Source organism: Flavobacterium nitrogenifigens, from assembly GCF_003254565.1.
GTDB classification, from domain to species: Bacteria; Bacteroidota; Bacteroidia; order Flavobacteriales; family Flavobacteriaceae; genus Flavobacterium; species Flavobacterium nitrogenifigens.
The window spans coordinates 189,918-213,433 of record NZ_QJRI01000178.1 but is presented as its reverse complement, the minus strand read 5'-3'; the positions used below and the strand labels follow the sequence as shown (position 1 = coordinate 213,433).

Here is a 23,516-nt window from a genome sequence, read left to right as displayed (position 1 = left end):
GAAATGGGTATTGTCTTAAATCAGTCTTTTAAAAACACTATAATTACATACATTGGTTTTGGTATCGGAGCCATTAATACATTATATCTTTATCCCGTTTTTCTTGGGGCAACTTATTACGCATTAACAAATTATATTACTTCTGCAGCAAACGTAATTATGCCTTTGTTTGCAATTGGAATGCAAAATACGCTTGTAAAATTTTATTCGCAGTATAAAACAGAAGAAGAAAGAGAGCAGTTTCTATCTTTTACAGCACTGTTTCCCGTTTTAATGTGTATTCCGTTAGGGCTTATCGGAATCTTCTTCTACGATGATATAACCGATTTTGTCTCGAAAGAAAACCCAGTTGTTCGTGAGTTTATGCTTCTTATTCCGTTTATCGGAATCTGTATGGCTTATTTTGAAATTTTTTATGCCTGGGCGAGAGTGCATATGCATTCCGTTTTTGGGAACTTTATTAAAGAAGTCGGTTTAAGATTGCTTTCTACATTTGCCTTAATTGGTTTATATTTCAATTGGATCAGTTTGGTTCAGTTTGTTTACGTTACTGCAGGGATTTACTTTTTAGCTTTTATTGTAACCATGTTTTATGCATTTTATATCAAAAAGCCTAATTTCCAGATTACAATACCTGAAAATGTAAAGGCGGTAATGGAGTATACTTTTTATATTATCTTGTCAGGAAGCGTAGCCAATTTGCTTCTAGATGGTGATAAGCTGATGCTGAATCAATATATGAAGATTGAGAATATCGCTTATTATTCAGTTGCTACTTATATCGCTTTGGTTATTTCGGTGCCGAGTCGCGCCATGCACCAAATCGTATATCCAATTACAGCCAAATTAATGCATGAAAATAAACATGACGAATTGAATCAGCTGTACAAAAAAACGTCAATTAATTTACAGATCGTCGGCGGATTTGTAATGCTGTGCATTTTTGTGAATATCAGACAATTATATGAGTTGGTTCCAAAGGAATATAGTGGTGGTATCTCAGTTGTATTTATGATCGGTCTTTCTAAATATTTTGATCTGATTTTAGGAAATAACAACGCTATTATTTTCAATACCAAATATTACCGAATGGTATTGTATTTAGGATTAATGCTGGTTGTCCTGACCGTGATTTTAAATATGCTGTTTATTCCTCATTTCGGAATTATGGGTTCGGCATTTGCAACACTTTTATCTATTACATTATATAGTTTGGCAAAATTACTTTTTGTAGTTAAGAAGCTAGATTTGTATCCTTTTACCAAACAGACCATTCATTCGATGGTACTAACATTTGTATTGTTTTTAGTGTTTTATTTCTGGGAATTTCCATTTTTCCAATTAATCAGTATTGCTTTAAAATCGATATTAGTAACTATTGTGTATCTGTATTTGAACTATAAATTCAAGATATCTCCAGATATTAATAATGTTATAGATTCCATTCTTAAAAAGATTGGGATTAAAATCTAATTGGGTGTTGTAGGAAAAATGTAAATAATTTAAAATCGTAGCTTTTTTGTTTCTATATTTGTTAGAAAGGATAACTAATTTATTTCTAATTGAATATGAGGATAAAAGTACTTAGGTTATTAGCTTTCTTTTTTGTCTTGTTTTCTTTTTCGGTAATTGCTCAGAAAAATAATCTGAAAAGTCTTGAAAAAGATTCTATAGCAGTAAAACTAAAAGGTTATCCTGTAAAGCCTTTTAACGACACACTTTTTTTTATTTATCATAATGTTGGATCCTTTTCTGCAAAAGAACGGGCACAATACATTACAGATAAAATTAAAAGATTGTACAATGAGTCCTTTTTTGAAAAAGACTCTATAAAAGTTATTCCTTCTGATGTTTCTATGGATATTGTCTACCAAAGCGATTTGGTAATAATGTCTGTTTTAGAAGCCGATGCAAAAGCAGAAAATACTACGATAAAGAATATTGCCAATCGCAATCTGGATAAAATTAAAAGCGCAATACTTTTACAGAATGAAAATTATTCACAATTGCCAAAACGAATTGGCTATACAGCGTTATTGGTTCTTATAATTGGCTTAGTTTTATTTTTGACGTCGAGGATTTTTAGTTTTATAAAAAAATATATTGTAAAAAACAGAGTAAAGTATTTTAAAGGAGTTAGTTATAATTCCATTAAAATATTATCTCCAGAGAAGCAGTTGGTTTTATTGCTTCGAATCTTCGGTGTTATAAAAATAATAACGCTTATTTTAATAGTCTATCTTTCGCTTCCTGTTTTATTCAGCATTTTTCCAGCAACAAAAGACTATACTACAACATTGCTCAGATGGATTTTAACTCCTGCAAAATCTGCCTTTATGGGGTTTGTTGGTTTTCTTCCGAGCTTATTTACTATCATCGTAATCATTATTATTTTTAAATATTCGATCAAAATAATTAAGTTTTTCTTTTATGAAATAAAATCAGAGAATATTAAGATTAGTGGTTTTTATAGCGATTGGGCATTGCCTACATTTAATATTATTCGTCTTTTGATGTATGCCTTCATGCTGGTGATTATTTTTCCGTACTTGCCGGGCTCAGATTCTCCTATTTTTAAAGGAGTTTCGGTATTTGTTGGGGTTTTATTTTCACTCGGTTCTTCTAATGCGATTGCCAATATGGTGGCAGGTTTGGTTATTACGTACATGCGACCGTTTAAGATTGGCGATTATATAAAAATTGGCGATGTAAGTGGAGAAGTAATTGAAAAAACAGCTTTAGTAACAAGAATCAGAACACCAAAATTTGAAGATATTACAATTCCAAATGCTACCGTTTTATCGAGTACTTCTACAAATTATTCGGCAAATACAAATCAGTCGACTAATGGACTGCTTATTCATACTACAGTAACAATCGGGTATGATGTTCCTTGGAAAGACATTCATGCCGCTTTGATTGATGCTGCTTTAAAGACAGATATGACAGAAAAAGAGCCTAAACCATTTGTGCTTCAAACCAGTTTAGACGATTTTTATGTGTCGTATCAAATCAATGTTTATACAAAAGAGCCAACAAAACAGCCGCGGATTTATTCTTCGCTTCATCAGAATATTCAAGATTCTTTTAATGCTGCCGGTATTGAGATTATGTCGCCGCATTACAGTGCTTTGCGCGATGGAAACACAACGACGATTCCGCCAAATTATTTAAAAGAAGATTATGAATCTCCTGTTTTTAATATTAAAAACAAAGGTTAAATAATTGATAACGAGTGATTAAATTTAAAAATTTAACACTTGAATACTTTGTAATTAATTGAATAAAAATTAACTTTATCATGAATGTTTAGCAGTACTTTGCTTAAAACATAGTTTTTTTTCTAAGAAAACGATTAAATGTAGGTATTTTTTTATTTTTTAAGATTAAAAATTTTTGCAGGAAATTACGAATAAAAGTGTAACCAGAATTAATTGTAGATTAGTAATTATGAAGTACAATCATCTCAGCCATGAACAAAGCATGCAAGTATTTTCTAATATGATATCAAACAAGGTTCATAACGGATTTACTTTAGAAGAAAGGAATGATGAGCTTCTTTTCGCAGTCTTATCTAAAGGCGGAAAAGTGGTTAATCACAGTTTAAATTTTATGATTTTCTGTTTAACTCTTGGTTTGTGGTCATTTGCGTGGCTGTATCTTACTTTTGAGGCTTCAAAACAGAAAAAGATTTTAGTAGCTATTGATGAAGATGGTCTTCCTTTTGAAGAAAGATGTTTGGTAGCTTAAGAACATTAAAAAGAGAAATAAAAATATAAAGCCATAAATACAAACTAATCAATTGTACTTATGGCTTTATTATTTAAAAACGGTTAGATGTTACAATTTGTCTTTTAAATAAACACCCGTTACAGATTCTTTAACTTTTAGAATATCTTCTGGAGTTCCCGATGCTAACAAATGACCACCATTTTCTCCACCTTCGGGTCCTAAATCAAGTATCCAATCGGCACATTTAATTAGATCCAGATTATGTTCGATGACAATTATCGAATGTCCTTTTTCTATTAGAGCATCAAACGATGCTAAAAGTTTTTTAATGTCGTGAAAGTGAAGACCAGTTGTAGGTTCGTCAAAAACAAATAAGGCTTTTTCTTTTGTTGCACCTTTTACAAGGAAAGAAGCCAACTTAATACGCTGTGCCTCTCCACCAGATAGAGTAGAAGAAGATTGTCCTAATTGAACATATCCTAAACCAACATCTTGCAAAGGTTGCAATTTTTGAGTGATTTTAGACTGTTTGTTTTTCTCGAAAAAAGCAATAGCATCATCAATGGTCATTGTAAGAATATCATTGATGTTTTGATTGTCAAAAGTAACTTCTAAAATCTCTTTTTTAAATCGTTTTCCTCCGCAGGTTTCACAAGGAAGCGAAACATCGGCCATAAAAACCATTTCGACATTTATAGAGCCTTCTCCTTTACAAGTTTCGCAACGTCCACCGTCAACATTAAAAGAAAAATGTTTGGCTTGATAACCTCTTATTTTTGACAATTTTTCTTTGGCATACAAATCACGAATATCATCATACGCTTTGATATAGGTAACCGGATTTGATCTAGAGCTTCTTCCAATCGGATTTTGGTCAACGTATTCAATATGTTTAATGTGAGAAAAAGATCCTGAAATCTCGGTAAATTGCCCTGCTTTTTCAGCAGCACTTTCTAATTTTTTCTGAACGGCAGGAAACAAAATTTTCTTTATTAAAGTACTTTTTCCACTTCCAGATACTCCTGTTACAACGGTTAGAACATCCAAAGGAAAAGTAACATCAATATTTTTTAAGTTGTTTTCGCGCGCACCTATTATATCTATATGATTTTTGAATTTCCTTCTTTTTTTCGGAACAGAAATTTCCAAGTCACCATTTAAATATTTTGCGGTCAAAGAATCTGATTTTAAAATTTCATCATAAGTTCCTTGAGCAACCAATTTTCCTCCAAAAGTTCCTGCCTCAGGACCAATGTCAATAATCATATCGGCAGCTTTCATAATGTCTTCATCATGTTCAACCACAATTACAGTGTTGCCAAGATCACGAAGAGAAAGCAGTACTTTGATTAATCTTTCAGAATCTTTAGGATGCAGACCAATACTTGGTTCGTCGAGGATATACATAGATCCAACCAAGCTGCTTCCAAGAGAAGTGGCAAGGTTAATTCGCTGTGATTCTCCACCAGAGAGAGTAGCAGAATTTCTATTTAGAGTAAGGTAATCTAAACCAACTTCAGATAAAAAAGACAAACGATTATTAATTTCGATCATTAGTCGTTTGGCAATCTGCTGTTCGTACTGATTTAAGTCAATGTTTTTAAAGAATGTAACCAAATGCTTAATTGGTAAGTCAACCAAATCAGAAACTGTTTTTCCGTTGATTTTCACATACGAAGCTTCTTCGCGTAAGCGTTTTCCTTTACAGGCATGACATTTGGTTTTTCCGCGGTAACGTGATAACATTACTCGGTTTTGAATCTTATAATTTTTTTCTTCTAATTCCCTAAAGAAATCATTCAGACCTTGAAAATATTGATTTCCAGTCCAGATTAAATCTTTTTGCTCTTCAGTTAATTGAAAATAAGGTTTGTGAATTGGGAAATCAAATTTATAGGCATGTTTTACCAATTCATCTTTATACCAGCTCATGCTTTCGCCGCGCCAAGGATAAATGGCACTTTCATAAATAGATAATGCAGTGTTTGGAACTACAAGGTCGGCATCAATACCAATTATATTTCCGTAGCCTTCACATACAGGGCAAGCTCCGTATGGATTATTGAAACTGAATAAATGAACATTTGGCTCTAGAAAAGTTATTCCGTCAAGCTCAAAATTATTAGAGTAAGAAAATCTTTTTTCGCCATTTAATTCTTGCAGGAAACAAATTCCTTTTCCTTCAAAAAAAGCAGTCTGAACGGCGTCAGCTAGACGATTGTAGAATTCTTCTTCCTCTTTAACTACAATACGGTCAATTATAAGAAGTATGTCTTTATTGTCGAATTGATGTAAGTCTGAAGCCGAAAATTCATCAAGACGAACCATTTCGTTATCAACCAAAATACGAGCAAAACCTTGCTGTAAAAGTACTTTCAGTTTGTCTTCCAGCTGTCTTCCTTCTTCAAGATGAATAGGAGCAAGCAACAGCCATCTGCTGTCTAGAGGAAGCCCCTTAACATCAGAGATAACATCTGTAACCGTATTTTTTTTAACTTCCTGTCCAGAAATAGGAGAGTACGTGCGTCCAATTCTGGCAAACAAAAGTTTGATGTAATCGTATATTTCGGTAGAAGTTCCAACAGTAGAACGGGCATTGGTTGTATTTACTTTTTGCTCAATTGCAATTGCAGGAGCAATACCTTTAATATATTCTACTTTCGGTTTGTCTAGACGCCCCAAAAACTGACGAGCATAAGACGACAAACTTTCTACATAACGTCTTTGTCCTTCAGCATATAAAGTGTCAAAAGCTAAACTCGATTTTCCTGATCCTGAAAGACCTGTAATAACAACCAGTTTATTTCTCGGAATAACAACATCTACATTTTTTAGATTATGTACCTGTGCTCCTTTAATTATAATATTTGATTTTGGATCTATTTTAGAAAGGTCAATTTGCATAAAAAAGTCAATTTTTACAAAAGTAATCAATTTTGAATTGGATTTAGTTAAGGATTTAGTTCCAAATCTTAACTATTTTATCGTAAAAAATACTTGTTGATGAATCTCTTTTGTCAGAAAAAAATCAATTTTTAAAATGTGAAAAGATGCAGTTTAAAGGTTTTTTTAGAAAATTATCGAGTATTTGTTTATTTATTAGAGGAAAAATTGTAATTTAAATTCAGATTTAATCTAATAATTAAAATTTATCTTGCTAATTGTAAGTTATTTATGTTTGTTTTTTAACATTTTTTGAGAGCTTTTGTTTTACGGATCTTTAGCTCTTTTTAGGTAAAATTTATGTTTATTGTATATTAATAAAAGTTTTACTAACAATAATTAATGATTTTATTTGCTTTTTAAAAGTAAAATTTGTTAAATTTGGTCGCAATATTAACATAATCAAAAAAGATACGCCTATATAGAAAAACTACTTTTTAGAAAATACTCCAAATTTTAAAATAAAACTAAAAAAAGTAGTTATTATGGCTGATCTGCATACTCCAGACGCTCTATTAGTAAAAAATTATGTTGACGGTAGCGAAGCTGCACTGGCAACATTAATAAAAAGGCACGAATCTAAGATATATGGGTTTATATATTCTAAGATAGCTGATAGAGATATTTCAAATGATATTTTTCAAGATACATTTATTAAAGTTATTAAAACTTTAAAAAGCAATTCGTACAACGAAGAAGGTAAGTTTTTGCCTTGGGTAATGCGTATTTCTCATAACTTAATCGTTGATCATTTTCGTAAAACCAAAAAAATGCCAATGTATAGAGAAACAGAAGAATTTTCTATCTTCTCTATTATGTCAGACGATGCGCTTACAATTGAAGGCAAAATGATTGTTGATCAGGTAGAACTTGATTTAAAAAAGCTAATCGAAGAACTTCCTGAAGATCAAAAAGAGGTACTTGTAATGCGTATGTACCAAGATATGAGCTTTAAAGAAATCTCAGAAGTAACAGGCGTAAGCATCAATACAGCACTAGGAAGAATGCGTTATGCACTGATGAATTTGAGAAAAATAATAGATAAACATCAAATTATTTTAACCAACTAATACTATTTTGATAATTAGCCCGTTATACTAGTATAAAACATTCTTGATAGTATGGGGAAAATTTACTCAAAAAAAGCACAAGCTTCTAAAAATCTTAAACCTAAAAAAGAAGTCGTTTCTTTTTTATTGAATTATTCAAAAGCCTTAACTGTTGTTAAGATTGACGATAAAAATTTTGAGATTATAGCTAACTAAACAGCCCACTGCTCCTGTCGGATGTTTATAAAAAACAAACCAAATGGTCGTTTTGGTTTAAGAACTCACTCTTTGTATATTTTAATATACATGTAGTGAGTTTTTTTGTGTGAAAAAGTATAAGGTTTTTACAGCATTTTTCCTTCTATTTGTTAAAATTTAATATTTTGATTAGATTTTATGGGTTTGTTTGGTTTTTAATTCTATTTTAGTTAAAAAACTAGTTTTTTAGTCGATATAAATGCGTTTATTGAGTGTTATTCGTATTGAAAGGTTGGTTTTAGCTAAGGATTATAAAAATAATACATTAAGAATTAAATATTTAACCCCAAAACAGATTGTTTATGAAGAAAAACTACCCTGCTTTATTTTGTTAAGTTTGATGTTCATTTGATTTTTTGAGAGACTATTTGGACCAGCAAATGTTACTCATAAAATGGTAATAAAAGATAATTTTTGAACCAGTTTAATTATCTCTTTTACTGTACCTCAAAACAAGCTAAGAAAATCATTTAACCACCAAAACTTAACCGCAAAATGAAAGAGAACATTAAAATGTTGTCATGCTTATTAATGATAAGTATTGGCGCATTTGCTCAGAAAGACAAAATTAAAGAAGCGCAATCTTTATTTGATAAAGGAAATAGCCAAGAAGCTTTGGCAATTTTAACCAAAACAGAATACCTTATTCTTAACGCATCTGACGAAGACAAATCTGATTATTACTATTTAAAAGGTAATGTCCTAAAAGATTTGGCTGTAAAAAATGTAGATGCAGCTAATAATTTTACATTAGCATCGCAATCATATCAAGACGTATTCTTGTACGAGAATGAATCGGGCAAATTTAAATGGACAATTAAAGCTAATATGGCTTTAAAAGATATGAAAGCCAGTCTTGTAAATGGAGCAATGGCTGATTTTAACGCCGGAAAATTTAAAGAAAGTGCCGAGAAAAGCTATAAGGTGTATTTATTCGATAAGAAAGATACTATCAACTTATATAACGCGGCATCTTCGTCTATAAATGCAAAAGATTTCAACGCAGCAGTTACCTATTACGAACTTTTGAAAAAGATTAATTTCTCAGGAAAAGGAGTTTTGTATTATGCTACAAACAAGAAAACAAAAGAAGAGGACGCTTTCGTTTCGCCAAAAGCTAGAGAATCAGCAATTCAGCAGGGATTCTATGAAAAACCAAGAACAGAATCTGTGCCTTCTAAAAAATTAGAAGTAAACAATAATCTTGCTTATGCATACCTTGAAAGAAAAGATTATTCTAAAGCTGAAACGGTATATAATTACGTTTTAGAATTGAATCCGAATTATGTGGATGCCTATATTAATTTGGCTTACTTAAAGCTGCAAATGAAGAAAGACTTGGCTGATGAAATATCTTCATTGGGGACTACGCCAGCTGAGATGCAGAAGTACGATAAGCTTAATGCTAGAAAAGATGATATTACAAGAAGTGCAATTCCGTATCTGAAAAAAGTACTTACACTAGAACCAAAAAATCCAGATGCAACAAAAACATTGCTAGGTGTTTATAGATCGCTTGACATGACAGCTGAATATAATGCTCTAAAAGCGGGAATGTAAATAAATTGGGTAATGAGAAAATTTGATAATTAGAAAATTTCTACAGATTCCGAACACATTGTCTAATTTTCTAATTGGCACATTATAGCACAAAGATCTTTAATCTTTGTGCTTTATTTTTTTGAAACTGTTTTTTCTAGTTCTTCAATTAGAGATTTCTTTCCGACAGTCTTAGTAATAATGTCTTTTTCTAGATTCCATCCACGAGCTGGAGAATATTCTCGGCCGTACCAAATAATCTGCAAATGCAAGTCATTCCATAATTCTCTCGGGAATAATCTTTTAGCATCTTTCTCGGTTTGCGCTACATTTTTTCCATTAGATAAATTCCATCGGTACATTAATCTGTGAATGTGGGTATCCACAGGAAAAGCAGGAACGCCAAAAGCCTGTGACATTACCACGCTTGCCGTTTTATGTCCAACCGCTGGTAAAGCCTCAAGCGCTTCAAAACTCTGTGGAACTTCGCCATTATGCTTTTCAATCAAAATTTCAGATAACCCATGAATTCCTTTTGATTTCATTGGAGATAAACCGCACGGACGAATAATTTCTTTGATTTCCTCAATAGACATTTTAACCATATCATACGGATTATCAGCTTTTGCAAAAAGCAGCGGTGTAATCTGGTTCACACGAACATCGGTGCATTGAGCGGATAACAAAACTGCAATCAAAAGCGTGTAAGGATCTTTATGGTCAAGCGGAACAGGTATAGTAGGGTAGAGTTCTTTTAAGGTGTCGATAACAAATTGTACGCGAGCTTCTTTATTCATTTCCGTGTTTTTAATACTGTAAAAATAGTATAATTTTAATGATGTGCCTAATCCAGCTTTCCGTTTCAACTCCTCATTATGCTAGCAACATTTTTAAGTATTTAAAAGAGCTTCCGTTGGTCGCTTTTTAAATACAAAAAATGTAAGCTATCATAATTCCGGGGTTTTCACTGCAATCTGGGGCATGAAAAAAGTTATGAATTATAAGTTATGAGTTATCTTTGTTAATCTAAAGTCTAAAATAAACAATCTAAAATAACAAAGATATGACAACATTAAAAGCCGGAGATAAAGCACCAAATTTTTCAGGAACAGATCAAGACGGAAAAACACATAAATTAGCAGATTACGCAGGAAAGAAACTGGTTGTTTTCTTTTATCCAAAAGCAAGTACTCCAGGATGCACAGCTGAGGCCTGTGATTTGAGAGATAATTTTCATCGTTTTCAAGCTAATAATTACGAGCTTTTAGGAGTAAGTGCTGATAGTGCAAAAGCGCAAATCAAGTTTAAGGATAAATATGAATTGCCTTTTCCGTTAATCGCAGACGAAGACAAATCGGTTATTAATGCATTTGGAGTTTGGGGGCCAAAGAAATTTATGGGAAGAGAATATGATGGAATTCATAGAACTACTTTCGTAATCAACGAAAAAGGAATTATAGAAGAAGTAATTGAAAAAGTGAAAACAAAAGAACACGCTTCGCAAATTTTGAAATAAGTTTTTTTTTTTTTTTGTTTCAGGTCTTCTTTGTTTCAGGTTTCAAGTTATCTGTTGTGACTTATATTTAAACGCAAAGAACGCTAAGATATACGCAAAGTTCGCAAAGCTTTATATAGATTAAGCTTTGCGAACTTTGCATTTTTAGCATAAACGGAGACAAGAAAACTTAGCGTGCTTTGCGTTAAAAAAAATACCCGCTCCAACAGTAACTTGAAACCTGAAACAAAGAAGACCTGAAACAAAAAAAAGTCCCTTTTTTAGGGACTTTTTTATTATTTATTTTGTTCTAATTCTTTCTGCGGATGATATCCAAAAAGATGATGTTCTTTTATGATTTCTGGAATACCAGGAGGAAGCATTGGTTCCCAGCCCGTTTTGCCTTGATTAATCATTTTTAGAATTTCTCTAGAGAAAACATCTAAGATATTTGGATCATAATCTTCAATATCAACCACTTTTCCGTTGAATTTAAAGAACTTGTACAATTCTTTCATTCTAGGATGAACTTTTAAGTTGTTCGAATTCATCAATGAGCCATCTTCGTCTAACATTGGATATAAGAATACTTTCATATCGCGATAGAATAATTTTCCGAAAGCTTCCAGAATTCCACCGCTTAAATGGCGGTAGTACTTCTCGTCAAAAATATCAACAAGGTTATTTACACCCATTGCCAATCCCATACGAGCTTTGGTGTAGTTTGCGAAGTATTCTACAACTTTATAGTATTCTTGGAAATTCGAAATCATAACCGTTTGACCAAGAGAACAAAGCAATTCGGCTCTATCCATAAAGTCTCTCTCGTCAATTTCACCATCTGAACGTAAATTCGAAAGTGTAATTTCAAAAATTACAAGAGTATTATTTTTTTCAACCTTATTTTCTTTGAGAAACATTTCCAAAGATTTCTCATACATATCCATGTTTACTTTAGTAACAGGACGGAAACTTCCTCTTAAAGCCAAAAGGTTCTTTTTGTATAATATAGCAGCTGGAAGAATATTTTTTCCTTCAGGGTTAAACATTACGGCATCTGTCATTCCGTTTTTAACCAATTGCAAACTCATCAAACGATTGTCTACATCAGCAAAACGAGGTCCAGAAAAGTTAATGGTATCGATCTCTAATTGATCTTTGTCTAAGTGATCGTATAAGTAGCGAAGTAATCGTTTCGGATCATTGTATTTGTAAAAAGCACCGTAAATTAAATTAACTCCTAAAATACCAAGTGTTTCTTGTTGTAATCTTGCGTCAGTCTCTTTAAAACGAATATGAAGGATAATTTCGTTGTAAGCTTCATCTGGCTCAATTTGGTAACGAATTCCGACCCATCCGTGACCTTTAAACTGTTTGGCAAAATCTATTGTCGCAACAGTGTTAGCGTAACTAAAGAAAAGTTTTGTTGGGTGTTTTTCTCTGCTTAAACGCTCTTCAATAATCTGGCTTTCATGGGTAAGCATTTTTTTTAAACGCTCTTCGGTAACATATCTTCCATCAGTTTCAGCACCATAAACGGCGTCGCTAAAATCTTTATCATAGGCAGACATCGCTTTTGCAATAGTTCCTGAAGAACCTCCGGATCTGAAAAAATGCCTAACTGTCTCTTGTCCAGCGCCAATCTCAGCAAATGTTCCGTAAATATTCTCGTTTAAATTAATGCGTAATGCTTTGTCTTTTATAGAAGGAATCTGTTCGATGACCTTGTCACCTTTGAGTTTTATTTCTGTACCCATTTTGTTTTAAATAGATTTGTTACAAAGTTAGTAAATTAGGAGTCTAATGAAAGAGAAATAATCCTATTTTTGTAAAAAAATTAAGTTCAATTGAAGGTTTATTTTTTAGGTACAGGTACTTCTCAAGGTATTCCAATTATCGGAATCGATCATCCAGTTTGCAAAAGCACTGATGCTAAGGATAAAAGGCTTCGTGTATCCATTTGGATAACATGGGACGATCATTCTTATGTTATTGATTGTGGTCCCGATTTCCGACAACAAATGCTTTCCTGCGGATGCCGAAAACTCGATGCGATTCTTTTTACTCACGAACATTCAGATCATACGGCAGGTTTAGACGATATTCGTCCGTTTAATTTCAGACAAGGAGAAATTCCAATTTATGGACACAAACGCGTTTTGGATAATCTTAGACGCCGTTTTGATTATGTTTTTGAAACTGTAAATAAATATCCAGGAGCTCCAAGCGTAAAAACAATCGAAGTGCAAAATAATGCGCCTTTTGCTGTTGGAGATAAAATGGCAATTCCGATAAACGCTATGCACGGTGATTTACAGGTTTTTGGATACAGAATAGAGGATTTTGCCTATTTGACAGACGTAAAAACCATTGAACAAGCTGAAGTTGAAAAACTGAAAGGAATAAAAGTTTTGGTGGTAAATGCTTTGCGAGTTGAACCTCACGATACTCATTTTAATCTTCAAGAAGCGCTTGATTTTATTGATTTGGTTAAACCTGAAAGAGCGTATTTAACCCATATTAGCCATGTTTTAGGCTTTCATGAAGAAGTGCAGAAACAACTTCCTGAGAATGTTTTCTTAGCTTATGATAATTTAGAAATTACAATTTAATTATACCACACAATGAAAAAATCCTTAATGCTTTATCTTTTTATTCTTGCCATTTTAATGAATGTTTTTACCTATTCGTTTTACAGCGGAGAAGTGAAATTTGCAGAAAATAGATATGATAAAACAACTAAGAAATTAAGAGACAGCATTAGTCTTATGAAAAATAAGTTGGCAGAAGCAGATTATTTTTCTTTAGAGCATAACGAAAATGCACAAAATTACTTTGATAACAGTGCTTCTGGCGGGAAAGTGATTTTGTATGAAAAACTGATTCCAGTTGTAACTGAAAAACTATTAGACTCTAATTCAAATCCAAAAGGGAACCCTTATACTGGTCAAGATATGATTGATGGAAAGAAATTTATCATCAATAAAGTAAAAATCTTAAACCACCGTTGGATCATTGCAGATTATAGCAATGGGGAATTATGGGGAGAAGTCTTGTTAAAATACTTTGTAGATAACGATGATAATATTACCTTTGAAGTAAATCAAACTTGGTTATATCAAAAATAGGATTTTATAATCCTATTTTTTTTGACCTTTAAATAAATTTAGGATTATGAAAAAGATGTTTTTGTTTTTGATTATGGCAAGTGCAATTTCTTGCGGGAAAAAAGTTTCTCAAGAAAGTACAAGTACAGCTCCAAAGGAACCTAAAAAGGAAGCTGTAGTTGGAGGAGATTCAGATTCTCATGGCTGTAAAGGTTCAGCAGGATATACTTGGTCAGTTTTGAAAAAAGAATGTATCCGAGTTTTTGAAAATAGCACAAGGCTAAATCATGCTGAAGATGGAAAAACGTATTCTACTGTTTCCTATGTAATTTTTGATGGAAATAAAGCAGAACTTTTTTTAGATATTCAAAAGGAATCCATTATACTTGAAAGAAAATCAGAAGGTGATTCTTGGGTTAACGGCGATTGGCAGTTAATTCCTTGGAAGGGATATGTTTTGAAAAAAGCAGGAAAGATTCTTTATACGGGAGAATAAAGTTTACAGTCGCAGTCACAGTTTTCAGTTTTGAATAGCAAAAAAACTTTGACAAAGTTCTAACTGAAAACTGCGACTGCGACTGAATACTAAATAATCTCTTTAATAAACTCAGAATCTACAACCTGAGCAAATTCTTCATTTAAGCTTGCTAAAGCTGTCTGATGTATTAATTCGGCAGAGAATTCTTCTCCGTTTAGACCTTTTTTATTAAAAGTAGCTGTTGCATCAGAAACCAGATAAACGTTGTAACCAAAATTTCCAGCCATTCTGGTTGTTGTAGAAACGCAGTGATCTGTAGTTAAACCAACAATTATCAGATTAGTGATTTTGGCAGTATCAAGAAGCTCTTTTAAATTGGTTCCAATAAAAGCGCTATTGACATTCTTTTTGATGATGGTTTCTCCTTCAAGAGGTTTTACCACATCTTGAAATTCATTCCCAGGATTTGTTTCGTTTAAAATCGAATTTGGATTTGAAGAACAATGCTGAACATGAAAAATAGGGAGTTTTTTGCTTCGCCAGATTTCCAGAAGCTCACCAGCTTTTTCTTCTGCTGTAACATTATTACGGTCTCCTCCCCAATAGGCAACATCATGAAAACCTTTTTGGATATCAATTAAAATTAATGCAGGATTATTAAGTTTTGTTGTGTTCATTTATAAAGTATTATAATGATAAAAGAGCTAAATTAATTTATTTATCTAAACTGATTGTTAAGTCTTTTAGTTCTATTTGGAATTTAACGGTAGCTTTTAAAGCTGTAAAGACTTTAATAACGGTTTCTAGTGTTACATTTCCAGCATTTTTTTCAAGTTTAGATATTTGCGCTTTTTGAACACCAATGAGTTTTCCCAATTCTTCTTGGGTTAAATTACGTTCTTTACGAGTTTGTTTTATGGCGTTTCCAATTAAATCCATTTGTAAATCATGTTCAAATTTATCTCTTTTCGGAGTTCCAACTTTACCAATGATTTCATCGGTTACTTGATTTAAAGTATACGTTTTCATATTTTTAAAATTGAATTTAATCTTTATTTTTAAAATATTCTATTTTTAGTTTCTCTGCTTTTGATATTTCTTTCTCAGGAACTTTACCTTGTTTTTTTATAAAACCATGTGTAGAAATTACAAGAGTGTCTTGAATATTGCTTTTGTCCCAAAATGCTAATAACCGATAATGATTTCCTTGGTATAAAGTTCGAAATTCCCAAATTTCATTATTTAGCTTTTTGAAGAGTTCAGGATCATTTTTTGTTTGTGCTTTTCGAATATTATAGATTATTTTTTCTGAATGTTTTGGTTTTAATTCTTTTAAAAAGTCAAATACTTCTTGAAGAAAGATTACATCAAAGTTTTTTTTTTCATTCTCTCTATAGTACAAAAATACCCAAAAGTTTCTTTTTAAGGAAACTTTTGGGTATTTAATTATTGTTAATCTTTTATAAGACTAAAGTAAGTAATATAATTTAGAAATATTTTAAAAATAAGTTTTTTCTTTCTTTTTTTAAAGCTTTTAAGAAGCCAGCCAATTCCTAAAATCAAAGAAATTCTGAGGAGCAACTCCATGTCCAACAGGATATTCCTTGTAAGTAAGCGGAATGTTTAATTTTTCTAAAGCAGCAGGTGTTTTTCTTGCCCATTCAATTGGAATAACTTGATCTACAGTTCCATGTGAAGCGAAAAATTTTAAGTTTTTGAAATCATTGTTTGTAAAACCTTCTTTGATGATTTCTTCATTAAAATAACCGCTCATTGCCACAACTCTCTGAATTTTTTCAGGATAAGAAAGTGCCGTTGCATAACTTAAAATAGATCCTTGGCTAAATCCAATTAAAGTGACGTTGTTAGCATCAATTGGGTAATTTGCTACTAGTTCATCAATGAAAGTTGCAATTACATCTCTAGAAGTTCTAGCTTGTTCGTTGTCTGAAAATTTATTCTGATCAGCATCAAAGTTGATGGCATACCAAGCGTAAGCGCCATATTGCAAATCGTAAGGAGCTCTCGCAGAAATGATGTAATAGTTATCAGGAAGTTCAGAAGCAAAAGAGAATAAATCTGCTTCGTTGCTGCCATATCCGTGCAATAGAAGCAATAACGGATTTTTGTCTAAAATTACCTTTGGTTCTCTTATTTTATATTCTAAAGATAGATTCATTTTTTAATTATGAATTGTAAGTTGTGAATTGTAAATTTTTAGTCTCAGTCTCAGTCGTGGTTTTCAGTTCTTAACTTTGACAAAGTTTTTGACGTTTTTAGTTTGGAATTTGGTACTTAAAAATTGGGATTTTAAAAATTTATCCAATTTTACGGAACCATTTTTGAAATAAATTTCCAACCAAAGGAATTGGCCTCATTTGCCCTTGAATAGCATTAAAAATTCCGAAAGTCCATAGAATTGAAATACAAATCCACATTGGGAAAGTGATTAAAAAACTATCAAAATTACTGATGATTGCTCCTAAAGAAATAAAAGTTAAGGATAGTCCTAAAGATTGACGGATATGAAAAGAAGCAAAACTGTTTTTGTTTTCAGAATTCATGCTCATGGCGATTAAAACACCAATGATAAGAATATAACTAGTAATAGCAATTGGTTTTCCTTCTTCGACTGAATTATTCATTTTATTATTTTGTAACTAATTGATTTTGATTTAAAATTCCGTAAACAGAACCTTTAAGCTCGGTTCCTAAAAAAGCAGAATTTTTTGATTTTGAAAGAATGTTTTCTTTTGTAAAAGTTGATTTTCCTTCTGTTGTAAACAAAGTTAGGTTTGCTTTTGCGCCTTCTTCAATAATATTGTTTTCTAAACCAAAAACAGTTCTGGCAGCCGTTAATTTAGAAACAACTGTTTCAGCTGGTAAAACCGTTAATAAAGCTCCGAAAGCACTTTCTAGGCCAATTGTTCCGTTTTTAGCTGTATCAAATTCCATTTTTTTGAATTCAATATCAATAGGATTATGGTCTGAAGTAATCATGTCGATTGTGCCGTCAGCAATTCCGTTAAGCAAAGCTTGTCTGTCAACTTCTGTTCTTAATGGTGGTGTAACTTTAAAGCGAGTGTCAAATCCGTCTAGTTTTTCATCCGTTAAAACCAAATGATGAACCGAAACACTTACAGTAACTTTTAAACCTTTTGCTTTAGCTTCTCTGATTAATTCAACCGATTTTGCAGTAGAAATTGTTGGAATATGAAGTTTTCCGCCAGTATATTCTAATAAAAATAAGTTTCTAGAAATTTGCAGTTCTTCTGCTAGATTCGGAATTCCTTTCAATCCTAATCTTGTAGAAACAACACCTTCATTAGCGACACCATTTCCTTTAATATTTGGATCTTGAGAGTAGGCAATTACCAATCCATCGAAATCTTGTACATATTGCAAAGCAATTTTCAGGATGTTAGCGTTGTCGATGCTTTTGTTGTAATCTCCAAAAGCAATTGCTCCAGAATTTTTCATGTCAAAAAGCTCTGCCATGTCTTTTCCTTCACTAGCTTTAGTTAAAGCACCGATTGGGAAAATTTCTGTAGCAGAACCATTTGCTTTGTTTTTTACAAAATTTACCTGAGATTGATTGTCAATAATTGGCAACGAATTCGGCTGTAAGGCAATTGCTGTGAATCCGCTTTTTGCTGCCACATTCAATCCGTTTGCGATAGTTTCTCTGTCTTCGTAGCCTGGCTCTCCAAGGGAAACACTGCTGTCAAACCAGCCTTGAGAAACATGAAGATTTTCAAAACGTACTACTTCTGCGTCATCGTTTGGAAGAGAAACTCCTATTTTTTCTATTACACCATCTGCAATTAAAAGATCAACGGTCTGATTGTGAAACGGACTTTTTGAGTCGATAATTTTGGCGCTTTTGATGATTAGTTTCATATTTTGAATATTTATTTTATTAAAACATTAAATGTTTTTATTTACTACCATTAAGAAATTAAGTTCATAAAGCGAGGAACTTAATTTTCTGGGCATTTAGAATAAGATCATAAAGTAAAAAAACTTAATAATCTTAATGTCTTAATGGTAAAAAAATCATTTCACAAATTTTATAATTGCCATTTCCAATGCTAAAAATAACAGTGCAAAGATAACAAACCATTTCCAAATTTGGCTGTCTGTTCTTTCTGTTTGTAACGTATTGAAAATGGTCGAAATGGTATCGGCAGTTTTGAAATCTGAAACTACATTGGTATTTACCTGACTCAAATCGCTTTCGGTTCTTTTGTAATTAAAACTGATATTTTCAACCCATTCTTTTTTGTCAAAAATGCTGTAATTTCCAGCTGTTTCAGGGAAATCATTAAACGTTAATTTGACTTTATTGTTTAATATCTGCTGGATAGGAATAAACGAATCGTCTGTTCCTTTCACTTCCAAAATAGCATCTTTAGTCAATAAAACATCAACAAAATAAGGCTGATTGTTTCCTATTGTCAAAGCATTTACACCAGTTTTCTGGTTGTTTTGAGCAATTTTATAAAATAATGGAACAATTAAAGGCGATTGCTGAAAATTAGAGTTTGCACTATTTATTGGCGCTGTAAAGACCGTTATTCCAGAAACCTGATTCTGAACAGCAGTTACAAATGCAGTCTGATCTTCAAACGAAAGAACGGCTGGATACGAACTCGAAACAGCAAACGAACTGTTTACTTTTGGATATTGGAAATTAGTGATTTTGTTTTCGAAAACGCCTGAAAATAAAGGATGATCAAAATTAATTTTAGTGATTAGTTTCGCGTTGGTTTCTAAATTTCCGAATTGGATTTTTCCGAAATTCCCTAATAATGCATTTAAACTCGAAAGAGATGCTTTTTCAGATGGAATCACAACCAAATTTCCGCCCTTAGAAACAAAAGCTTTTAAAGTGGTTTGCAATGCTTGCGGAATATCAACCAATTCATTTAAAATAATAGTATTTTGTTTTTCTAAACTATTATAATCTAAAGAACCGATTGGATAATTGTTGTAGTTGAATTCTGCCGAAGTATAAATTCTTGATAAGAAATTGCTTTTTTCAGGCTCGCCAATACTAATAACGTTTGTTTTTTTATTTTTTGAAATGCTGAAAAACAATTTGTTGTCATAAGTTAAACCGTTGTCTTCAATTGTTACATATCCATGAAATGCTTCTTTTGGAATAGTGAAATTGATTGTCTTTTTCTTGGCGTCAAAATTGACAATAGTTTTGGCGATCAGTTTGTTTTGATTGTAAAGAGCTGTAGAAACAGGCTTGAAATCTTCGCCATAAGCTGATAAATTGATGCCAATTTCGTAGAAGTTTTCTAAAGTCTGATTGATGTAAACGCTGTCAATTGAAACATTATTTTTCTGTTCCGCTTCAGGAACTATAAAGTATGGTTTTTCGTCAAAATCTATAGTTGCAATAGCTGCCTCTTTCAAACCAACAGCATCGGTGATAATGACAATGTCTTTTTTATGAGCTGATTTGTGTGCTTTTATTTTGGCTGTAATTGCCGAAAGATCAAAAGGAGAAGCGCTGTATTTTAAGTTTTGTAAAGCACTTTTAGATGATTTAATATCGGTATTCCAATAGTTTTCGGTGTTGGTTAAAAGCGAAAACTGTGTGTTTTCTGGAGTGTTTTCAAGCAATTCCTGAACAGCTCTTTTCAGTAATTCTCCTTTTTTGCCTTTTGCCTGCATACTGAAAGAATTGTCCAATACAATATACATCTCATTTGATGCGTTCTTACTGTCGGCGGCTTCAAAAAAAGGTTGTGCAAAAGCGATAATGGCACAGGCAAGCAATAATAAACGTGTCGCTAATAAAAGACGTTTTTTAATTTTAGAACTCTTACGAGTCTGAATTGCAAGTTCTTTTAAGAATCGAACGTTGGTGAAATAGGAAGTTTTAAATCGTCTTAATTGAAATAAGTGAACCAAAATTGGAACGATCAATAAAAACAGAAAGTATAGAATTTCGGGATGTTTAAAATGCATTCTGGCTTCGATTTACTTCACTACGTTTTGTTTTTCGCGAAGATGCAGGTCAAAAATACAAATTAAAATTATTAAACCATATAAGTAGGAGAATTATGAATTGTAAATTATAAATTGAAAATGTATTAATGGACAATCGGGTAGTGGAAAAATATCAAAAAATGTAACTTTTGTAATTTCTTTGTAACTTAGAAGCTCCTTCAAACAGATATTATTACTTATTTTAGCTAATTCAAAAAACAAAAATAAACTATGAAAAAAATATACCTAGTATTATTTTCTGCTTTATCAATAACCGCGGTTAAAGCTCAAAACAAATTCAATTTACTGGTAGGAACTTATACCAATACTTGCCAAAGCAACGGTATTTATGTATATGAATTTGATGCTTCTACAGGCGATTATAAGTTAAAAAAATCATCAGAGAGTGTTGTCAGTCCAAGTTATTTATCGGTTTCTGCAGATAATAAATTTATTTATGCTGTAAATGAAAACGGGACACAAAGTACAGTAAGTTCTTTTTCTTATGATTCGCAAACGGGCAAGATCAGCCTTATAAATAAAAATGATGCTTTAGGAGCAGATCCTTGCCATTTAATAAATGATGATAAAAATGTAATTGCTGCCAATTATTCTGGCGGAAGTATTGCTGTTTTTAAGAAAAATCCAGATGGAAGCATTACAGAAGCGCAGCAGCTTATTCAGCATGAAGGAAAAGGGCCAAATGCAGCGCGTCAGGAGAAAGCGCATGTGCACATGGTTATGTTTTCTCCAGACAAAAAGTTTGTTTTGTCAAATGATTTAGGTTTGGATAAAGTGTTTATTTACAAATACAATCCAACTGCAAAAAATGAAATTCTTACCTTAAAAGGAAGTGTTGATGTAAAACCAGGAAGTGGACCAAGACACTTGACTTTCAGCAAAGACGGAAAATTTGTCTATTTGGTTCAGGAATTGGATGGAACTTTAACAACACTAAGTTGGGATAAAACGGGAAGTTTAAAAGTAGTTGCTGAAACAAGCATTCTTCCAAAAGATTTTAAGGGAGGAACAGGAGCAGCAGCAATTAAACTTTCGCCAGACGGGAACTTTTTGTATGTTACAGATCGTGTAGATGCTAATGCTATTTCTGTATATAAAATTTCTAAAACAGGAAGTTTGGAATTGGTAGAACAGCAAAGCACTTTAGGAAAAGGCCCGAGAGATTTTGCAATTGACCCAACAGGAAATTACCTTTTAGTAGGGCATCAATATACTAATGATATAGTTATTTTTAAAAGAGATATCGCAACAGGAAAAATTGTAGATACGGGTAGAAGAATACAAATGTGTTCGCCAGTAGGGCTTTTGTTTACGAAAATTTAGTAAAAAAGGTTCTAAGTTGCTAAGATACTAAGCTTCTAAGCTAAAAAAAGGGTAAAGATTCTTTGAATCTTTACCCTTTTTTAGTGTTATATAAACTTAGAATCTTAGCAACTTAGTAGCTTAGCATCTAAAAAAAGAATTATTTTTTCTTCTTCTTCTCGTTTCTTGTCTTCAACATATTTCTGTTAACAGAACCGTGAGTTTTCTTTTTGGTTTTTGAAGGACCTCCAAGATTGACTTTTTGATTCTTTTTAGATTTTTCATGAAAAGCACCGTCACCTTCTAGTTTTACTTTTTTCATTAAAAACTTTCTTGGCAATTTGTCTTTTTCGGCTTCAATAAGTTTTTCTGAAATTTCAACTTCTTCAGGGAAATCGGCTACATCAAGCTCTTGATCCATTAAAAGTTCTGTTGCAATTTTGAATTCTTCCTCTCTCGGAGTAACAAAGCTAATTGCCGTTCCTGTTGCATCTGCACGACCTGTACGCCCAATTCTGTGCATGTATAATTCAGGTTCTTCTGGAAGTTCAAAGTTAATTACGTGAGTAATGTTAGAAATGTCCAAACCTCTTGCCATAACATCGGTTGTAATTAAACCGCGAAGATTTCCTTCTTGAAATTCAGCCATTGTACTCAAACGGTAATTTTGAGATTTATTGGAGTGAATAACACCAAATTGTCCGTCAAAAAGCTCATCGATACGATTGAAAAGCATATCTGAAATCTTTTTGTTGTTTACGAAAACCAAAATGCGGCTCATGCTTTCATCGGTTTCCAATAAATGTTTCAGTAAATTTACTTTTGTATTGAAATTCGGAACATTATAGGTAATTTGAGTAATTTTTTCAAGAGGAGTTCCTGATGGTGCCAAAGTAACTTCTTCAGGAAAATCAAAATAATCATTTAAAAGATCATCAACTTCGTCTGTCATCGTTGCTGAGAATAGAATGTTCTGACGCTTGGTTTTCATCATCGCAAAAAGTGAAGTCAACTGTGGTCTGAAACCTAAATTCAGCATTTCGTCAAACTCGTCGATAACCAGTTTTTGTGTTTCGTCAAAACGAACTACAGCATCTAGCGCCAAATCCATTGTACGTCCAGGCGTTCCAACTAAAATGTCAACACCTTCATAAACGGCTTTTTTCTGCGTATTAATGTTTACACCTCCGTAGATACCTAAAGTTTTAACCGACATGTATGTAGTCAGTTTTTCTACTTCTTCAACCACCTGAACTACTAATTCGCGGGTTGGCACAAGGATTACGATTTTTGGTGTATTAGTATGCGTAAATTTATACAGTTTTAAAAGAGGCAGTAAATAAGCAAATGTTTTACCGGTTCCAGTTTGTGCAATTCCCATCATATCACGTCCAGACATGATTACAGAAAAAGATTTTTCTTGAATAGGAGTAGGCGTAACAAATCCTAATTCGTCAACTGCTTTTTGTAATGATTTTGGAAGATTAAATTTTTCGAAAGTGCTCATTTGCTTTAAATTTTGTGCAAATGTACGTTAAATTCATGGTTTGTTTATCAAATTCTTAAAATCATCTGATAATTTATTA

The 23,516-nt window shown here is 32.4% G+C and carries 22 protein-coding genes; 11 read left to right on the top strand and 11 right to left on the bottom strand.

What is annotated here, in order from left to right; all coding sequences use genetic code 11:
• The first annotated feature begins 3 nt into the window (after window positions 1-3).
• The 3 genes from DM397_RS16715 to DM397_RS16705 all read left to right on the top strand — a co-directional run bounded on the left by DM397_RS16715 (window position 4) and on the right by DM397_RS16705 (window position 3,750).
• Window positions 4-1,473 carry an oligosaccharide flippase family protein gene (locus DM397_RS16715; RefSeq protein WP_111378623.1) on the top strand — a complete coding sequence of 490 codons (1,470 nt, stop codon included), beginning with the start codon at window positions 4-6 and terminating at the stop codon, window positions 1,471-1,473.
• A 95-nt stretch (window positions 1,474-1,568) separates the two neighbouring features.
• Window positions 1,569-3,221 (top strand): mechanosensitive ion channel family protein, encoded by a 1,653-nt coding sequence (locus DM397_RS16710; RefSeq protein WP_111378622.1) that lies wholly within the window; start codon window positions 1,569-1,571, stop codon window positions 3,219-3,221.
• 229 nt (window positions 3,222-3,450) lie between these two features.
• Window positions 3,451-3,750, top strand: a complete 300-nt coding sequence (locus tag DM397_RS16705; RefSeq protein WP_035690587.1) for a hypothetical protein — start codon at window positions 3,451-3,453, stop codon at window positions 3,748-3,750.
• A gap of 90 nt (window positions 3,751-3,840) precedes the next feature.
• Here DM397_RS16705 and uvrA read toward each other — a convergent pair whose 3' ends face one another.
• Complete coding sequence (uvrA, locus tag DM397_RS16700) at window positions 3,841-6,636, bottom strand: excinuclease ABC subunit UvrA (RefSeq protein ID WP_111378621.1); 2,796 nt, start codon at window positions 6,634-6,636, stop codon at window positions 3,841-3,843.
• A 524-nt stretch (window positions 6,637-7,160) separates the two neighbouring features.
• Here uvrA and DM397_RS16695 point away from each other — a divergent pair.
• The 3 genes from DM397_RS16695 (at window position 7,161) to DM397_RS16690 (ending at window position 9,542) form a co-directional block, all read left to right on the top strand.
• Window positions 7,161-7,745 (top strand): RNA polymerase sigma factor, encoded by a 585-nt coding sequence (locus tag DM397_RS16695; RefSeq protein ID WP_111378620.1) that lies wholly within the window; start codon window positions 7,161-7,163, stop codon window positions 7,743-7,745.
• Window positions 7,746-7,796: 51 nt separating this feature from the next.
• The gene (locus tag DM397_RS23955; RefSeq protein ID WP_167511684.1) at window positions 7,797-7,940 is read left to right on the top strand and encodes a hypothetical protein; all 144 of its coding nucleotides are present in this window, start codon (window positions 7,797-7,799) and stop codon (window positions 7,938-7,940) included.
• A gap of 537 nt (window positions 7,941-8,477) precedes the next feature.
• Entirely contained in the window at window positions 8,478-9,542 is a 1,065-nt protein-coding gene (locus DM397_RS16690; protein WP_111378619.1) for a tetratricopeptide repeat protein, read from the top strand.
• Window positions 9,543-9,655: 113 nt separating this feature from the next.
• On the opposite strand, the gene DM397_RS16685 is transcribed toward DM397_RS16690, so the two are convergent.
• Window positions 9,656-10,318, bottom strand: a complete 663-nt coding sequence (locus tag DM397_RS16685) for an endonuclease III domain-containing protein (protein WP_111366968.1) — start codon at window positions 10,316-10,318, stop codon at window positions 9,656-9,658.
• Window positions 10,319-10,584: 266 nt separating this feature from the next.
• On the opposite strand from DM397_RS16685, the gene bcp reads away from it, so the two are divergent.
• Complete coding sequence (gene bcp, locus DM397_RS16680) at window positions 10,585-11,037, top strand: thioredoxin-dependent thiol peroxidase (RefSeq protein WP_111378618.1); 453 nt, start codon at window positions 10,585-10,587, stop codon at window positions 11,035-11,037.
• Between the two features lie 275 nt (window positions 11,038-11,312).
• On the opposite strand, the gene DM397_RS16675 is transcribed toward bcp, so the two are convergent.
• A complete protein-coding gene (locus DM397_RS16675) occupies window positions 11,313-12,773 on the bottom strand; it encodes a TonB-dependent receptor (RefSeq protein ID WP_111378617.1) in 1,461 nt (486 codons plus the stop codon).
• A gap of 90 nt (window positions 12,774-12,863) precedes the next feature.
• Here DM397_RS16675 and DM397_RS16670 point away from each other — a divergent pair, with 90 nt between their 5' ends.
• Genes DM397_RS16670 through DM397_RS16660 form a run of 3 tightly spaced genes read left to right on the top strand, consistent with a single transcriptional unit; the run spans window position 12,864 to window position 14,619 of the window.
• On the top strand, window positions 12,864-13,628 hold the full coding sequence (locus DM397_RS16670) for an MBL fold metallo-hydrolase (RefSeq protein WP_111378616.1): 765 nt from the start codon (window positions 12,864-12,866) through the stop codon (window positions 13,626-13,628).
• Between the two features lie 12 nt (window positions 13,629-13,640).
• Window positions 13,641-14,144, top strand: a complete 504-nt coding sequence (locus DM397_RS16665; protein WP_111378615.1) for a hypothetical protein — start codon at window positions 13,641-13,643, stop codon at window positions 14,142-14,144.
• Between the two features lie 46 nt (window positions 14,145-14,190).
• Window positions 14,191-14,619 carry a hypothetical protein gene (locus tag DM397_RS16660; RefSeq protein ID WP_239457871.1) on the top strand — a complete coding sequence of 143 codons (429 nt, stop codon included), beginning with the start codon at window positions 14,191-14,193 and terminating at the stop codon, window positions 14,617-14,619.
• Window positions 14,620-14,708: 89 nt separating this feature from the next.
• Here DM397_RS16660 and DM397_RS16655 read toward each other — a convergent pair whose 3' ends face one another.
• The 7 genes from DM397_RS16655 to DM397_RS16625 all read right to left on the bottom strand — a co-directional run bounded on the left by DM397_RS16655 (window position 14,709) and on the right by DM397_RS16625 (window position 20,586).
• Complete coding sequence (locus tag DM397_RS16655) at window positions 14,709-15,278, bottom strand: cysteine hydrolase family protein (protein ID WP_111378614.1); 570 nt, start codon at window positions 15,276-15,278, stop codon at window positions 14,709-14,711.
• Window positions 15,279-15,315: 37 nt separating this feature from the next.
• Entirely contained in the window at window positions 15,316-15,630 is a 315-nt protein-coding gene (locus DM397_RS16650; RefSeq protein WP_111378613.1) for a helix-turn-helix transcriptional regulator, read from the bottom strand.
• A gap of 16 nt (window positions 15,631-15,646) precedes the next feature.
• Complete coding sequence (locus DM397_RS16645; RefSeq protein ID WP_111378612.1) at window positions 15,647-16,003, bottom strand: type II toxin-antitoxin system RelE/ParE family toxin; 357 nt, start codon at window positions 16,001-16,003, stop codon at window positions 15,647-15,649.
• A gap of 132 nt (window positions 16,004-16,135) precedes the next feature.
• Window positions 16,136-16,780 (bottom strand): alpha/beta hydrolase, encoded by a 645-nt coding sequence (locus tag DM397_RS16640; protein WP_111378611.1) that lies wholly within the window; start codon window positions 16,778-16,780, stop codon window positions 16,136-16,138.
• 139 nt (window positions 16,781-16,919) lie between these two features.
• Window positions 16,920-17,246, bottom strand: coding sequence for a hypothetical protein (locus tag DM397_RS16635; protein ID WP_111378610.1), 327 nt, complete (start codon window positions 17,244-17,246; stop codon window positions 16,920-16,922).
• A 4-nt stretch (window positions 17,247-17,250) separates the two neighbouring features.
• A complete protein-coding gene (locus tag DM397_RS16630; protein WP_111378609.1) occupies window positions 17,251-18,501 on the bottom strand; it encodes a dihydroorotase in 1,251 nt (416 codons plus the stop codon).
• Between the two features lie 156 nt (window positions 18,502-18,657).
• On the bottom strand, window positions 18,658-20,586 hold the full coding sequence (locus DM397_RS16625) for a BatA domain-containing protein (protein ID WP_111378608.1): 1,929 nt from the start codon (window positions 20,584-20,586) through the stop codon (window positions 18,658-18,660).
• Window positions 20,587-20,838: 252 nt separating this feature from the next.
• Between DM397_RS16625 and DM397_RS16620 the strand changes: the two genes are divergently transcribed.
• Window positions 20,839-21,951 carry a lactonase family protein gene (locus DM397_RS16620; protein WP_111378607.1) on the top strand — a complete coding sequence of 371 codons (1,113 nt, stop codon included), beginning with the start codon at window positions 20,839-20,841 and terminating at the stop codon, window positions 21,949-21,951.
• A gap of 139 nt (window positions 21,952-22,090) precedes the next feature.
• Here the strand turns inward: DM397_RS16620 and DM397_RS16615 are convergent, their stop codons facing one another.
• Window positions 22,091-23,437: a DEAD/DEAH box helicase gene (locus tag DM397_RS16615; RefSeq protein ID WP_111378606.1), complete on the bottom strand. Its 1,347-nt coding sequence runs from the start codon at window positions 23,435-23,437 to the stop codon at window positions 22,091-22,093.
• Window positions 23,438-23,516: the final 79 nt, after the last annotated feature.